Origin of the sequence: Zeimonas arvi, from assembly GCF_008039575.1 — a bacterium.
GTDB lineage: Bacteria > Pseudomonadota > Gammaproteobacteria > Burkholderiales > Burkholderiaceae_E > Zeimonas > Zeimonas arvi.
On sequence record NZ_VDUY01000001.1, the window covers coordinates 883940 to 898003 of the forward strand.

The 14064-nt window shown below is 70.4% G+C and carries 13 protein-coding genes; 8 read left to right on the forward strand and 5 right to left on the reverse strand.

Annotated elements, in window-relative coordinates; all coding sequences use genetic code 11:
- The first annotated feature begins 89 nt into the window (after positions 1–89).
- The 7 genes from FHP08_RS04095 (at position 90) to FHP08_RS04125 (ending at position 7276) form a co-directional block, all read left to right on the forward strand.
- On the forward strand, positions 90–1379 hold the full coding sequence (locus FHP08_RS04095) for an HlyC/CorC family transporter (RefSeq protein ID WP_147703004.1): 1290 nt from the start codon (positions 90–92) through the stop codon (positions 1377–1379).
- A 154-nt stretch (positions 1380–1533) separates the two neighbouring features.
- The gene (gene pilB / locus FHP08_RS04100) at positions 1534–3261 is read left to right on the forward strand and encodes a type IV-A pilus assembly ATPase PilB (RefSeq protein ID WP_147703005.1); all 1728 of its coding nucleotides are present in this window, start codon (positions 1534–1536) and stop codon (positions 3259–3261) included.
- A gap of 23 nt (positions 3262–3284) precedes the next feature.
- Positions 3285–4517, forward strand: coding sequence for a type II secretion system F family protein (locus FHP08_RS04105; protein WP_147703006.1), 1233 nt, complete (start codon positions 3285–3287; stop codon positions 4515–4517).
- A gap of 27 nt (positions 4518–4544) precedes the next feature.
- The gene (locus FHP08_RS04110) at positions 4545–5396 is read left to right on the forward strand and encodes a prepilin peptidase (protein WP_147703007.1); all 852 of its coding nucleotides are present in this window, start codon (positions 4545–4547) and stop codon (positions 5394–5396) included.
- 132 nt (positions 5397–5528) lie between these two features.
- Positions 5529–6212 (forward strand): dephospho-CoA kinase, encoded by a 684-nt coding sequence (gene coaE, locus FHP08_RS04115; RefSeq protein ID WP_147703008.1) that lies wholly within the window; start codon positions 5529–5531, stop codon positions 6210–6212.
- A 91-nt stretch (positions 6213–6303) separates the two neighbouring features.
- Positions 6304–7059 carry a cell division protein ZapD gene (gene zapD, locus FHP08_RS04120; protein ID WP_147703009.1) on the forward strand — a complete coding sequence of 252 codons (756 nt, stop codon included), beginning with the start codon at positions 6304–6306 and terminating at the stop codon, positions 7057–7059.
- A gap of 4 nt (positions 7060–7063) precedes the next feature.
- On the forward strand, positions 7064–7276 hold the full coding sequence (locus FHP08_RS04125) for a DNA gyrase inhibitor YacG (RefSeq protein WP_147703010.1): 213 nt from the start codon (positions 7064–7066) through the stop codon (positions 7274–7276).
- Here the strand turns inward: FHP08_RS04125 and FHP08_RS04130 are convergent.
- Genes FHP08_RS04130 through secA form a run of 4 tightly spaced genes read right to left on the reverse strand, consistent with a single transcriptional unit; the run spans position 7254 to position 13173 of the window.
- Positions 7254–8213, reverse strand: a complete 960-nt coding sequence (locus FHP08_RS04130; RefSeq protein WP_147703011.1) for a Nudix family hydrolase — start codon at positions 8211–8213, stop codon at positions 7254–7256. The genes FHP08_RS04125 and FHP08_RS04130 overlap by 23 nt on opposite strands.
- Entirely contained in the window at positions 8210–9139 is a 930-nt protein-coding gene (locus FHP08_RS04135) for an ATP-binding protein (protein WP_147703012.1), read from the reverse strand. Before FHP08_RS04135 ends, FHP08_RS04130 begins: the two co-directional genes overlap by 4 nt.
- The gene (argJ, locus tag FHP08_RS04140; protein ID WP_147703013.1) at positions 9139–10368 is read right to left on the reverse strand and encodes a bifunctional glutamate N-acetyltransferase/amino-acid acetyltransferase ArgJ; all 1230 of its coding nucleotides are present in this window, start codon (positions 10366–10368) and stop codon (positions 9139–9141) included. The genes FHP08_RS04135 and argJ overlap by 1 nt, the downstream gene beginning before the upstream one ends.
- An 18-nt stretch (positions 10369–10386) precedes the next feature.
- On the reverse strand, positions 10387–13173 hold the full coding sequence (gene secA, locus FHP08_RS04145) for a preprotein translocase subunit SecA (protein WP_147703014.1): 2787 nt from the start codon (positions 13171–13173) through the stop codon (positions 10387–10389).
- 190 nt (positions 13174–13363) lie between these two features.
- Here secA and FHP08_RS04150 point away from each other — a divergent pair, with 190 nt between their 5' ends.
- Positions 13364–13828 (forward strand): DciA family protein, encoded by a 465-nt coding sequence (locus FHP08_RS04150; protein WP_187272157.1) that lies wholly within the window; start codon positions 13364–13366, stop codon positions 13826–13828.
- Here FHP08_RS04150 and FHP08_RS04155 read toward each other — a convergent pair.
- The gene (locus FHP08_RS04155) at positions 13803–13985 is read right to left on the reverse strand and encodes a hypothetical protein (RefSeq protein ID WP_147703016.1); all 183 of its coding nucleotides are present in this window, start codon (positions 13983–13985) and stop codon (positions 13803–13805) included. The genes FHP08_RS04150 and FHP08_RS04155 overlap by 26 nt on opposite strands.
- Positions 13986–14064 lie beyond the last annotated feature (79 nt).

Here is a 14064-nt window from a genome sequence, read left to right on the forward strand (position 1 = left end):
GGGGCCATGCGAAGGGAATCGGAATCCGGTAGGCTTTCGACGCACCCGCCTTCGGGCCACGCGCCCACCCCTCGAACGGTCGCCCTCGCTTGGAAGCCCTACCGATCTGGCTGCAGTTGACGCTGCTGGTCCTGCTGCTGCTGGCCTCCGCGTTCTTCTCGATCGCCGAGACCAGCATGATGGCGCTCAGCCGCTTCCGGCTCGGCCACCTGGTCCGCCAGGGCCGGCGCAGCGCCCGCATCACCGCCGGCCTGCTGGCCCAGACCGACCGGCTGCTGGGCACGATCCTGCTCGGCAACAACGTGGCCAATACCGCGCTGACCGCGATCGTGACCGCGCTGGCGATCCGCTACTTCGGCAACGACGACCGGGTGATCGTGATCGCCACGACGGTCGTGGCAGTGATCCTGATCGTGTTCTGCGAGATCACGCCCAAGGTGATCGGCGCCACCCATCCCGAACGGATCGCCCTGCCGGCGAGCTACCTGCTGCGCGCGCTGATGCTGCTCTTCTCGCCGGTGGTCTGGACGGTCAACCTGTTCGTGGGGCGCCTGCTCGCGCTGGCCGGCGTGAAGACCTCGGGGACGAAGGAGCCGACGCTGTCGCTCGACGAGCTGCGCACGATCGTGCTCGAATCGGGCCGCTTCATGCCCCAGAAGCATCGGTCGATCCTGCTCAACCTGTTCGACCTGGAGCGGATCAGCGTCGACGACGTGATGGTCCCCCGCCATCGGGTCGAGGCGCTGGACCTGGCCACCGAGGAGCGCGGTCTGCGCGAGCAGCTGGCGACCTGCTACCACAACAAGCTCCCCGTCCACGAAGGCGAGATCAACCGGGTGGTCGGCGTGCTGCACGTCCGCCGGGCGCTGGGCCTGCTTCAGCGCGAGTCCTTCGACGCCGCCGACGTCAGGGCGCTGCTCTCCGCTCCGTATTTCGTTCCCAGCGGCACGCCGGTGTTCCGGCAGCTCCAGTTCTTCCAGGAGAACCGCCAGAAACTCGGGCTGGTCGTCGACGAATACGGCGAGGTGCTCGGGCTCGTCACGCTCGAGGACATCATCGAGGAGATCATCGGGGAGTTCACCACCACCGCCCCCGGCGGGGACGGCGGACAGGGCTGGCGCGACGACGAGGCGGTCGTGGAAGGCTCCGCCTCGCTGCGCGACCTCAACCGCCGCCTGGGCACCCGCTTCGCGCTCGACGGCCCGCGCACGCTGAACGGCCTGCTGCTGGACATCCTGCAGGCGCTGCCCGAGGCGCCGGTGAGCGTGCGGATCGGCGACCTGGTCGTCGAGATCCAGCAGATCGAGGACCGGATGATCCGCAGCGTCCGGCTGCACCGGGGCGCCCGCCCCGCCTCCGCCCCCCGCCCCGGCCGGTGAGGCGTTGCCCGGGGGCAGCGCCGCGCACCGTTCGTCCGACCGCCCGCCGCCGCTCGTCCAGCACCGGTCCGCGCCCCGCGCGCCCGCAGCGCAATATCTGCCGGGATCCCAGCCGGGATCGGACCCCGCATTACAGGACGCAGGACGACGACGGATGGCCGCAATCACGACCACGCAACGCCCCCAGGCCCGGCAGACCATCCTGGCCGGCCTCGGACGGGCGCTCGTCCAGCACCAGCGCCTGCGCCTCGACCAGGCCACCGACATCCAGCGCCGGGCCGACGAGGCCGAGACGGGCTTCGTCGACGCCTTGCTCGCCAGCGGCGCGATGAACGCGCGGCAGCTCGCGTCGTTCGCCGCCGAGGTCTTCGGCCACCCGCTGCTCGATCTCTCTGCAGTCGACCTGGCAGCCTTGCCCGTCGACGTGCTGGACCGCAAGTTCGCCACGGAGGCCGGCGTCGTCGCGCTGGGCAAGCGCGGCGGTCGGCTGTCGGTGGCGGTGTCCGACCCGACCGACACCAAGTTGCTGGACCGCATCCGGTTCACCGCGCAGGCGAGCGTCGAGGCCATCGTCGTCGAGCACGACAAGCTGCTTCGCATGGTGGAGAAGCTCGGGCGCAGCGCCGCCGACACGCTGGACGAGATCGCCGGCGAGGTCGAGGGGGTCGACGTCACCAACGACGAGCAGGCGGGGCAGGTCGACAGCAGCGACATCGACGACGCGCCGGTGGTGCGCTTCCTGCAGAAGATCCTCGTCGACGCGATCCAGGCCGGCGCATCGGACCTGCACTTCGAGCCCTTCGAGAAGTTCTACCGGATCCGCTTCCGCGTCGACGGCGAATTGCGCGAGATCGCCCAGCCGCCGCTCGCGATCAAGGAGAAGCTCGCCTCGCGCATCAAGGTCATCTCCCGGCTGGACATCTCCGAGAAGCGGGTGCCCCAGGACGGCCGGATGAAGCTGGTGCTGTCGGGCAACCGGGCGATCGACTTCCGGGTCTCGACGCTGCCGACCCTGTTCGGCGAGAAGATCGTGATGCGGATCCTGGACCCGGCCCAGGCCAAGCTCGGGATCGACGCGCTGGGCTACGAGCCCGACCAGAAGGAAGCGCTGATCGATGCGATCAGGCGGCCCTACGGCATGGTGCTGGTCACCGGCCCGACCGGCTCGGGCAAGACGGTGTCGCTGTACTCGTGCCTGAACATCCTGAACGAGCCGGGCGTGAACATCTCGACCGCCGAGGACCCGGCGGAGATCAACCTGCCGGGCGTCAACCAGGTCAACGTCAACGAGAAGGCCGGGCTCACCTTCGCGGCCGCGCTGCGCGCCTTCCTGCGCCAGGACCCGGACGTGATCATGGTCGGCGAGATCCGCGACCTGGAGACCGCCGACATCGCCATCAAGGCGGCCCAGACCGGCCACCTGGTGATGTCCACCCTGCACACGAACGACGCGCCGACGACGCTCACCCGGCTGGCCAACATGGGCGTGCCGGCCTTCAACATCGCCTCGTCGGTGAGCCTGATCACCGCCCAGCGCCTGGCGCGCCGGCTGTGCACCTGCAAGCAACCGCTCGAGGTTGACGAGGGCGCGCTGCTGAACGCGGGCTTCCTGGAGGCCGACCTCGACGGCAGCTGGCTGCCCTACCGGCCGGTGGGCTGCGAGCGCTGCAATGGCAGCGGCTACAAGGGCCGGGTCGGCATCTACCAGGTGATGCCGATCACCGAGGAGATGCAGAAGCTGATCCTGGCCGGCGGCAACGCGCTGCAGATCGCGGCGCAGGCCGAGGTGGAGGGCGTGCGCGACCTGCGCCGCTCGGGCCTGATGAAGGTGATGCAGGGCATGACCAGCATCGAGGAAGTCCTCGGTGTGACCAACGAATGAACCGAACGACGGGAACCTGACCGATGGCAACCAGAGCAGCGACCGCTCCCCGCCGGGCCCAGCCGCGCGAGCAGACCTTCATGTGGGAGGGCCGGGACCGCGCCGGGAAGACCGTTCGCGGCGAGGTCCGCGCCAAGAGCCAGGCAGTGCTGCAGTCCTCGCTGCGCCGCCAGGGCATCGTGGTGACCAAGGTCAAGAAGCGCAGCTACGCGCGCGGCCGCAGGATCCAGGAGAAGGACATCGCGATGTTCACCCGCCAGCTGGCCACGATGATGAAGGCCGGCGTGCCGCTGCTGCAGTCCTTCGACATCGTGGCGCGGGGCTCGAGCAACGCGGCGGTGTCCAAGCTGTTCACCGACATCCGCGGCGACGTGGAGACCGGCACCTCGCTGGCCCAGGCCTTCCGCAAGTACCCGCTGTACTTCGACAGCCTGTTCTGCAACCTGGTGAATGCCGGCGAGCAGGCGGGCATCCTCGACGACCTGCTCGACCGGCTCGCCAGCTACAAGGAGAAGATGCTGGCGATCAAGGGCAAGATCAAGTCGGCCCTGTTCTACCCGACGGCGGTGCTGGCGGTCGCCTTCATCGTCGTGGCGGTGATCATGCTGTTCGTGGTGCCCGCCTTCAAGGAGGTCTTCTCGAACTTCGGCGCCGACCTGCCGGCGCCCACGCTGATGGTGATCGCGGCGTCGGACTTCTTCGTCGAGCACTGGTACCTGATCTTCGGCGGCATCGGCGGCTCGCTGTACTTCCTGTTGCAGGCCTGGAAGCGATCGACGAAGGTCCAGATGTTCATGGACCGGCTGCTGCTCAAGCTGCCGGTGTTCGGGGCGGTGGTCGAGAAGGCCACGATCGCCCGCTGGCTGCGCACCCTGTCCACGATGTTCGCCGCCGGCGTGCCGCTGGTCGAGGCGCTCGACTCGGTGGGCGGCGCCGCGGGCAACCACGTGTACCTGGTGGCCACGAAGAGGGTCCAGCAGGAGGTGTCGACCGGCACCAGCCTCACCGTGGCGATGCAGAACTCGCAGGTGTTCCCGAACATGGTGCTGCAGATGGCCTCGATCGGCGAGGAGTCGGGCTCGCTCGACTCGATGCTGTCCAAGGCCGCGGACATCTTCGAGCGCGAGGTGGACGAGGCGGTCGAAAGCCTTTCCAGCCTGCTCGAGCCCATGATCATGGTCGTGCTCGGCGTGGTCATCGGCGGCCTGGTCGTGGCGATGTACCTGCCGATCTTCAAGCTGGGCCAGGTGGTATAAGGCGGATCGCCTTCCTTTCCTGCCCCCATGATCGAAGCCCTCCAGCAGTCTCCTGCCCTGGCCGTCGGCACCGCGCTGGTGTTCGGCCTGATGATCGGCAGCTTCCTGAACGTCGTCGTCCACCGGCTGCCGAAGATGATGGAACTGGAGTGGGAGGCCCAGGCCGCCGAGCTTCGCGGCGAGGATCCGCCGGCGGCCGAGCGCTTCAACCTGCTGGTGCCGCGCTCGCGCTGCCCGTCCTGCGGCCACCAGCTCGGGGCGCTGGAGAACGTCCCGCTGCTGAGCTGGCTGATCCAGCGCGGCCGCTGCAAGGCCTGCGGCACCCCGATCTCCGCCCGCTACCCGCTGGTCGAGCTGGCCACCGGGCTGCTGACCGCACTGGCGATCTGGCGCTTCGGCGCGACCTGGGCCGGGCTCGGCGCCGCGCTCCTGGGCTTCGTGCTGATCGCGCTGACCTTCATCGACCTGGACACGCAGCTGCTGCCCGACAGCATGACGATGCCGCTGCTGTGGCTGGGGCTGCTGTTCAACCTCTGGGGCGTGTTCGTGCCGCTGCAGGAAGCGGTGGTCGGCGCGATGGCCGGCTACCTGAGCCTGTGGACCGTCTACTGGCTGTTCCGGCTGGTCACCGGCAAGGAAGGCATGGGCTTCGGCGACTTCAAGCTGCTGGCCGCGCTGGGCGCCTGGTTCGGCTGGACCGCCCTGCCGGCGATCATCCTGCTGGCCTCGGTCGTGGGCTCGGTGGCCGGCGTGTCGATGATCCTGTTCGCGCGTCACCTGCGCGAGGTCCCCATCCCCTTCGGCCCCTACCTGGCCGGGGCGGGGCTGCTCGCGCTCTACTTCCGCGAACCGCTGGGCTCGCTGATCGGCCTGCGCTGATCGGGCCGGCGGGCCGCCCCGCCGCCGGAGCGCGCGCCCGCTCGGAGCGCACGCCACATTCTGGCGCGACTGCCCGAAGGCTGCCCGTGCTGCGCCCCGAAGCCGTCGACGCGGCCTGCTAGACTCGATCGCATGGATTCCAGACGCTTCCTGGTCGGCCTGACCGGCGGCATCGGCAGCGGCAAGAGCACGGTTGCCGACCTGTTCGCCGCGCACGGTGTCACGATCGTGGACACCGACGCGATCGCGCACGCGCTCACCGCCCCCGGCGGCGCGGCGATCCCTGCCATCCGCGAAGCCTTCGGCGACCCGGTCATCGCCGAGGACGGCGCGCTGGACCGCGCAGCGATGCGCTCGGTCGTGTTCGCCGACCCGCAGGCCCGGCATCGGCTCGAGGCCATCCTGCACCCGATGATCGGGCACTGCTGCGAGCTGATGATCGCCGAGGCCACCGGGCCCTACACGATGGCGGTGGTGCCGCTGCTGGTGGAGTCGGGACGCTGGCGCCAGCGCATCGACCGCCTGGCGGTGGTCGACTGCCCGGTGGAAACGCAGATCGCCCGGGTCATGCAGCGCAACCGTTTCGAGCGATCCCAGATCGAGGCGATCATCGCGGTCCAGGCCAGCCGCGAGGCGAGGCTGGCCGCCGCCGACGACGTCGTCGACAACGGCGGCGATCCGCAGGCGCTCGCGCCGCAGGTCGACGCGCTGCATGCCCGCTACCTCGAACTGGCCGCACGCAAGGCCGCGGGGCCGGGCGGGGCCCGCGACGCGGGCCCCGCAGCGGCCAACCACCGCGGCGAGGACGGCCGATGACGGGCGCCGCCCGCTGCAAGCGGTTTGTCAAGCTCGACCCTTTGCGCCAGAATTCGCCGAACCGCGCCAACGAACGGCCCAGGACGAGCCCTTGATCCTGTACGAGTACCCGCTAAACGAACGCGTCCGGACCTTGCTGCGGCTCGAGGATCTGTTCGAACGTCTCGACACCTTCGCGCGGCGCGAGCACCCGCTCGACCACCATGTCGCGCTGACCACGCTGTTCGAGATCCTCGACGTCTCCGCGCGCGCCGACCTCAAGTCCGACCTGCTGCAGGAGCTCGAGCGCCAGCGCCAGACGCTGATGGCCTTCCGTGCCAGCCCCGACGTGGCGATCGACATGCTCGATCGCGTGCTGGCGCAGATCGACGCCGCGGCCGCCGGCCTGGGCGCGATCACCGGCCGCACCGGCCAGCATCTGCGCGACAACGAGTGGCTGATGAGCATCCGCAGCCGGGTGATCATCGCCGGCGGCGCCTGCGAGTTCGACCTGCCCTCCTACCACGCCTGGCAGCATCGGCCGCCCGAGGTTCGCCAGCGCGACGTCGCCGGCTGGGCGGCGCCTTTCCGGGCGCTCCACGACAGCCTGACCATCGTGCTGAGCCTGCTGCGCGAGAGCGCGCAGCGCTCGGTGCTGACCGCCCGGCAGGGCAGCTTCCAGCAGTCGCTTGGCGGGCGCACCTGGCAGATGGTCCAGGTGCGGCTCGACGACTCGCTGGGTGCGATTCCCGAGATCAGCGCGAACAAGTACCTGCTGTGGATCCGCTTCACCAGCCAGGGCGGCGACTTGCGCCCCAAGCCCTTCGAAGGCGACGTGGACTTCGAGCTCGCGCTCTGCAATCTCTGACGCCATGGCGGTGAAGGTCGACTGCCCCACCTGCGGCCGCAAGGCGGACTTTTCGCCGGCCAACCGCTGGCGACCGTTCTGTTCGGAGCGCTGCAAGACGGTCGACCTCGGCGCCTGGGCCGCCGAAGCCTACCGGATCGCGGGCGACGTCCGCGACGACGCGGCCTCTTCCGACGAAGGCGAGGCCGCCGCCCTCAACGCCAGGCCGCGCTCCTGAGCGCCACGCCGTGCGCGCCCGCGCGGCGCGCCTGCGGGCCGTCGCGGTCGGCCAGGCCGCCCAGCGCATAGACCGGCACCGAGGTCGGCGCCGCAATTTCCGAGAAGCGCTGCCAGCCGATGCCCGGCTGTCCGGGGTGCGAGGCGGTCGCCCGCACCGGCCCGATCAAGGCGTAGTCGGCCTCGATCGCGCAGGCCCTGGCCAGCTCGGATTCGTCGTGGCATGACGCGCCGACCCAGCGCAGGTCGGGCCGGCGCTCGAGCCGCATCAGGTCGGCCGCGCGCAGGTGCACGCCGCCCGCCGCCCGCCAGTACGAAGCCGGGTGCGCGCTGTTGACCAGCAGCCGCGCTCCGTGCCGCTCGCAGCGGGCGCGCACCTCGCGAAAGAGCGCGTCGAATCGCGCGGCGTTCATCCCGGGCTCGCGCAGCTGGACCATCGTCGCGCCGGCGCGCAGCCGCGCGTCGAGAGCGGCCAGGAAGGGCGCGTCGCCGATCTCCGCGGCCGCCGAGATCGCATGCACCGGCGGCAGCCGCAGCCAGCCCACCACCCGGATCGCCGCGGGCAGCAGCGGCGCCGCGTCGATCGAATCGGGCTTCAGCCAGCGCAGCGCCTGGCCTTCGCGCGAACGCGGCTCGCCGCGCCAGTCCTCGACCCGATGGAAGTGAAGCCGGACGTGGGCGTGCGGATAGACGTGCTCGCGCACCACCCAGGGGGAGGTGCCGGCGATGTCGATGCCGAGCTCTTCGTGGAGCTCGCGGGCGAGCGCCTGCGTGACGGTCTCGCCGGCCTCGAGCTTGCCGCCGGGAAACTCCCACCAGCCCGCGTAGGGCTTGCCGGCCAGGCGCTGCCCGAAGAGGACGGCGCCGTCGGCGCGGACCAGGACGCCGACCGCGACCTCGACGATGCCCGCCGCGTCCGGCGCGCGCCCGGAACTCATGCGGCCCGCGGCTTGGCCCGGGTCTTGGCGCGACGGCCGGTGCGGCCGTGCTGGCCCGCCCAGTCCTTCGCGAACTGCCAGGCCACGCGGCCCGAACGCGAGCCGCGCTCGAGCGCGAAGCGCAGCGCGTCGCCGCGCGCCGCGGCGATCTCGCGCTGGCCCACGCCGAAGCTGGCCAGCCAGTGGCCCACGATGGCCAGGTACTCTTCCTGGCGGAACGGGTAGAAGGACACCCACAGGCCGAAGCGCTCGGACAGCGAGATCTTCTCCTCGGTGCGTTCGCCCGGATGGATCTCGCCGTCTTCCTGGTACTTGGCTTCGAGGTTCTCGGCCATGTACTCCGGCATCAGGTGCCGGCGGTTGGACGTGGCGTAGATCAGCAGGTTCTCGGACTGTGCGGCCACCGAGCCGTCGAGCGCCACCTTCAGCGCCTTGTAGCCGGCCTCGCCCTCCTCGAAGGACAGGTCGTCGCAGAACACGATGAAGCGCTCGGGGCGCCCGGCCACCAGTTCGATGATGTCGGGCAGGTCGACGAGGTCGTCCTTGTCGACCTCGATCAGCCGCAAGCCGTCCGAGGCCCATTCGTTCAGGCAGGCCTTGATCAGCGAGGACTTGCCGGTGCCGCGCGAGCCGGTCAGCAGCACGTTGTTCGCAGGCAGGCGCTCGACGAACTGGCGGGTGTTGCGGGCGATCGCCTCTTTCTGGTCGTCGATGTTCTGCAGGTCGTCGAGGCGGATGCCGGACACCTGGCGCACCGGCTGCAGGAAGGACTGCAGGCCCAGCGCGGTCTGGCGGCGGCGCCAGCGGAAGGCGACAGCGCCGGCCCAGTCGGGCTCGGCGGCGGCGGGCATCAGGGACTCGAGGCGGTCGAGCAGGGCGCTGGCGCGATCGACGAGCCGATCGAGCGGGGAACTGGAGGCGGACATCAGGAACGGTAGTCGGCGTTGATCGAAACGTAGTCGTGCGAGAGGTCGCAGGTCCACACGGTGGTGTCGTGGCTGCCGCGGGCGAGATCGACGCGGATCCGGATCTCGGCCTGCTTCATGACGCGCTGGCCGTCTTCCTCGCGGTAGTCGGGATGGCGCCCGCCGCGGGTGGCCACGTGCACGTCGTCGAGGTAGAGCTCGATGCGGTCGACGTCGAGGTCGGCGACGCCGCTGTAGCCGATCGCGGCCAGGATGCGCCCCAGGTTCGGGTCGGACGCGAAGAACGCGGTCTTGACCAGCGGCGAGTGGGCGATCGCGTAGCCGACGGCGGCGGCCTCCGCGTCGCTCGCGGCCTGGCGGACCTCGATCGTGATGAACTTGGTGGCGCCCTCGCCGTCGCGCACCAGCGCCTGGGCGAGCTTCTGCGCGACCGCCAGCAGCGCGGCCTTCAGCTCGGCCGCGCCAGGGTCGGACTCCGACGACACCGAGGCGCCGCTGGCGCCCGTCGCCGCCACCACCAGCGAATCGTTGGTCGAGGTGTCGCCGTCCACCGTGACGCGGTTGAAGCTGAGGTCGGCGATCTCGCGCACCCAGCGTTCGAGCAGCGGCTGCGCGATCGCCGCGTCGGTGGCCATGTAGCCCAGCATCGTGGCCATGTTCGGCCGGATCATGCCGGCGCCCTTGGAGATGCCGGTGACGGTGACGGTGCGCCCGCCGGTCTTCAGCTGCGCCGACTCGCCCTTGGGGATCGTGTCGGTGGTCATGATCGCCTCGGCGGCGTCGAGCCAGTCGCCGCGGCCGACATCGGCCACGGCCGCCGAGATCCCGGCCGCCAGCCGGTCCATCGGCAGGTGCTCGAGGATCACGCCGGTGGAGAAGGGCAGCACGCGGCCCGCCTCGCAGCCGAGCGCCTGCCCGAGCAGCTCGCAGCTGCGGCGCGCGTTGGCCAGGCCCTGCTCGCCGGTGCCCGCGTTGGCGCAGCCGGTGTTGACCAGAAGCGCGCGGATCGCGCCGCCGCTCGCGCCCAGGTGCTCCTGGCAAACCCGCACCGGTGCGGCGCGGAAGCGGTTGGTGGTGAACACGCCGGCCACCGTGCTGCCTTCGGCCAGGCGCATCACGAGCACGTCTCGGCGGCCCTGCTTGCGGATCGCGGCCCTGGCGGTGCCGATCTCGACCCCGCCGACCGGCAGCAGGGACTCGCGCGCGGGGGGAACCAGGTTCACTGGCATCGGGTCACTCCGGAAGCGTCAGGCCAGGCGGCCGTGGCACTGCTTGTATTTCTTGCCCGAGCCGCAGGGGCAGGGATCGTTGCGGCCGACCTTGTTGCCGAAGCGGCGCACCGGCTGCTGGCCCGCCGCCTCGGCCTCGGGCGCGTGCTGCAGGGCGATGGCCACCGACTCGGGATCGCTGCCCTCGGCCGCGGCTGCCGCCTCGTCGAAGTCGGCGTGCGTGTAGTTCACGTTCGAGTAGTGCGGCTGCACCGCCTCCTCGGCCTGCTCGACCTGCTCGGCGGACTGCACCCGCACCGTCATCAGGATGCGCGTGACGTCGTCGCGGATGCGCTGCTGCATCAGGCCGAACAGCTCGAAGGCCTCGCGCTTGTATTCCTGCTTGGGGTTCTTCTGCGCGTAGCCGCGCAGGTGAATGCCCTGGCGCAGGTAGTCGAGCGCCGACAGGTGCTCGCGCCAGTGCTGGTCGATGGTCTGCAGCAGGATCGAGCGCTCGAAGCCGGCGAAGGCCTCCTCGCCCACCAGCTCGACCTTGGTCCGGTAGTGCGCGTCGGCCGCCGCGACGACCTTGCCGAGCAGGTCCTCGTCGGTCAGGTCGGGCTGGTCGGCGAGCATCTGGGTGAGCGGCACCTCGATCTGCCACTCGGTCTCGAGCAGCTTCTGCAGGCCGGCGACGTCCCATTGCTCCTCGACCGACTCCTCGGGCACGTACTGCCGGAAGAGCCCGGTGAATACCGCGTGGCGAAGCTCGGTGGCCCGGTCGGAGATGCCCTCGGACTCGAGCAGGGCGTTGCGATCGGAATAGACGATCTTGCGCTGGTCGTTGGCGACGTCGTCGTACTCGAGCAGCTGCTTGCGGATGTCGAAGTTGCGGGCCTCGACCTTGCGCTGCGCCGACTCGATCGATCGGGTGACCATGCCGGCCTCGATGGCCTCGCCCTCGGGCAGCTTCAGGCGGTCCATGATCGCCTTGAGCCGGTCGCCGGCGAAGATCTTGAGCAGCGGATCTTCCATCGACAGGTAGAAGCGCGAGGAGCCCGGATCGCCCTGGCGACCCGAGCGGCCGCGCAGCTGGTTGTCGATCCGGCGCGACTCGTGGCGCTCGGTGCCGATGATGTGCAGGCCGCCGGCCGCGATGACCTGGTCGTGCAGCGCCTGCCACTCGCCGCGGATCTTCTCGATTCGCGAGGCTTTCTCGGCCTCGGGCAGGCCCTCGTCGGCGCGGAGGTGATCGACCTGCTTCTCGGCGTTGCCGCCCAGCACGATGTCGGTGCCGCGGCCGGCCATGTTGGTCGCGATGGTGATCGCCTGCGGCCGGCCCGCCTCGGCGACGATCGCCGCTTCGCGCTCGTGCTGCTTGGCGTTCAGCACCTGGTGCGGCAGCTTCTTGGCCGCCAGCATGCCCGACAGCAGCTCGGAGTTCTCGATCGACGTGGTGCCGACCAGCACCGGCTGGCCGCGCTTGTAGCAGTCCTCGATGTCGGCGATGATCGCGTTGTACTTCTCGCCGGCGGTGCGAAAGACCTGGTCCTGGCGGTCCTGCCGCACCATCGGCCGGTGCGTGGGGATCACGATGGTTTCCAGGCCGTAGATCTCCTGGAACTCGTAGGCCTCGGTGTCGGCCGTGCCGGTCATGCCGGCGAGCTTGCCGTACATCCGGAAGTAGTTCTGGAAGGTGATCGAGGCGAGCGTCTGGTTCTCGGCCTGGATCGCGACGCCTTCCTTGGCCTCGACCGCCTGGTGCAGGCCGTCGGACCAGCGGCGCCCCGGCATCAGGCGGCCGGTGAACTCGTCGACGATGATCACCTCGCCGTTCTGCACCACGTACTGCTGGTCCTTGTGGAACAGCGTGTGGGCGCGCAGCGCGGCCATCAGGTGGTGCATCAGGCCGATGTTGGCCGGATCGTAGAGGCTGGCGCCGGCCTCGAGCAGCCCCATCTCGCCGAGCAGGTGCTCGGCCTTCTCGTGGCCGGCCTCGGAGAGGTAGACCTGGTGCGCCTTGCGATCGACCCAGTAGTCGCCCGGGGGATCGGGCTCGCCGGTCTTGGGCTCATGAGGCATCTCGGACAGCAGCCTGGGCACCTGGTTGATGCGCAGGTACATCTCGGTGTGGTCCTCGGCCTGCCCCGAGATGATCAGCGGCGTGCGCGCCTCGTCGATCAGGATCGAGTCGACCTCGTCGACGATCGCATAGTGGAGCGCGCGCTGCCGGCGATCGCCGACCGAGTACTCCATGTTGTCGCGCAGGTAGTCGAAGCCGAACTCGTTGTTCGTGCCGTAGGTGATGTCGGCCGCGTAGGCTTCCTTCTTGTCGGCGGTGGCCTGCTGCGACAGGATCGTGCCGACCGACATGCCCAGGAAGCGGTAGAGCCGCCCCATCCACTCGGCGTCGCGGCTGGCCAGGTAGTCGTTGACCGTGACCACGTGCACGCCCTTGCCGGCCAGCGCGTTCAGGTACACCGGCAGCGTGGCGGTGAGGGTCTTGCCTTCGCCGGTTCGCATCTCGGCGATTCGGCCCGAGTGCAGCACCATGCCGCCGACCAGCTGCACGTCGAAGTGACGCATGCCGAGCACGCGGCGCGCGGCTTCGCGGCACACCGCGAAGGCCTCGGGCAGCAGCGCGTCGACGGTCTCGCCCTTGGCGATGCGCTCGCGGAACTCGACGGTCTTGCCCGCGAGCTGCTCGTCGCTCAGCGGCGTGAGCGAGGCTTCGAGCGCGTTGATTTCGGCAACGGTCTTGCGATACCCCTTCAGCATCCGCTGGTTGCGGCTGCCGAAGATCCGGGTAAGGAATTTCTGGATCATCGGGTCTCGGGCGGCCAGGCCAGGGTCGCGAATGCGACGGACGAACCGCCGGGTAGATTAACCGATGGAGTCTAGCACGCGAGCCCGGGCGGCCCGGGGCCGTGCTATCTTGGCCAGGACGATCCTTCCACCCCCTTCCCGAGGCCCTGCGCAGCCGCCGGGAATGCCCTTCCAGGAAGCCCGCCCTCCGATGCAAGCCCGCTTCTCGCGCCCGGTCCTGACCTGGCTCGATCGCGATCCGGCCTTCCGGCAGCTTGCCCGCCAGCTCGACGATCTGGTGGCGCTCCAGCGCGTGCTGCACAAGGCCAGCGGCGGCGCGCCGGTGACCGTGTCGGGGCTCGCCGACGGCACGCTGACCGTGGTGGTGCCGGGGGCGGCCTGGGCAAGCAGGCTGCGACAGGTCGAGCCCAGCCTGGTGGCGGCGCTGGCGCGGGAAGGCGTGCGGGTGCAAAGGCTGAAGATCCGCCCCAGGCGGCAGGCCGAGGCGGCCGCGCCGCCGCGCGCCCCGAAGAAGCCACCGCCGCCCGAGGCCCTGGCGGCGCTGGCGGCCCTGCGCGCCGAGGCCGGCGCGCCCGCCCTGCAGCAGGCGCTGGCGCGGATGCTGGCCCGCCACGGGGCGGGCTCGCCGCTCAGGCCTGAAGCCGTTCGACGATGACCACGCCGAAGAACACGAGCGCCACCGCCACCGAGATCTTCAGCGCCAGCAGCGCCCGGCCCAGCCAGACGCGGTCCCGGGTCACGAGCCAGGCCAGCGCGCACAGGCCCACCGAGCCCAGGCCCAGCAAGGCCACGATGCGCAGGATGGCGATCATCCGCCGGAAGTCCGGGAAAGGCCGGCAGCCCCGGATCGGCCCGCAGCCCGGGTGCGGCCCCCGGCCGGGTCGTGCGCCG

What these genes read in the sequence shown, in the direction of transcription:
- pilB (WP_147703005.1), top strand. Translation starts at nt 1,534, where the DNA reads ATGGCCGCAATCACGACCACGCAACGCCCCCAGGCCCGGCAGACCATC.
- FHP08_RS04105 (WP_147703006.1), top strand. Translation starts at nt 3,285, where the DNA reads ATGGCAACCAGAGCAGCGACCGCTCCCCGCCGGGCCCAGCCGCGCGAG.
- FHP08_RS04110 (WP_147703007.1), top strand. Translation starts at nt 4,545, where the DNA reads ATGATCGAAGCCCTCCAGCAGTCTCCTGCCCTGGCCGTCGGCACCGCG.
- coaE (WP_147703008.1), top strand. Translation starts at nt 5,529, where the DNA reads ATGGATTCCAGACGCTTCCTGGTCGGCCTGACCGGCGGCATCGGCAGC.
- FHP08_RS04125 (WP_147703010.1), top strand. Translation starts at nt 7,064, where the DNA reads ATGGCGGTGAAGGTCGACTGCCCCACCTGCGGCCGCAAGGCGGACTTT.
- FHP08_RS04130 (WP_147703011.1), bottom strand. Translation starts at nt 8,213, where the DNA reads ATGAGTTCCGGGCGCGCGCCGGACGCGGCGGGCATCGTCGAGGTCGCG.
- FHP08_RS04135 (WP_147703012.1), bottom strand. Translation starts at nt 9,139, where the DNA reads ATGTCCGCCTCCAGTTCCCCGCTCGATCGGCTCGTCGATCGCGCCAGC.
- argJ (WP_147703013.1), bottom strand. Translation starts at nt 10,368, where the DNA reads ATGCCAGTGAACCTGGTTCCCCCCGCGCGCGAGTCCCTGCTGCCGGTC.
- secA (WP_147703014.1), bottom strand. Translation starts at nt 13,173, where the DNA reads ATGATCCAGAAATTCCTTACCCGGATCTTCGGCAGCCGCAACCAGCGG.
- FHP08_RS04150 (WP_187272157.1), top strand. Translation starts at nt 13,364, where the DNA reads ATGCAAGCCCGCTTCTCGCGCCCGGTCCTGACCTGGCTCGATCGCGAT.
- FHP08_RS04155 (WP_147703016.1), bottom strand. Translation starts at nt 13,985, where the DNA reads ATGATCGCCATCCTGCGCATCGTGGCCTTGCTGGGCCTGGGCTCGGTG.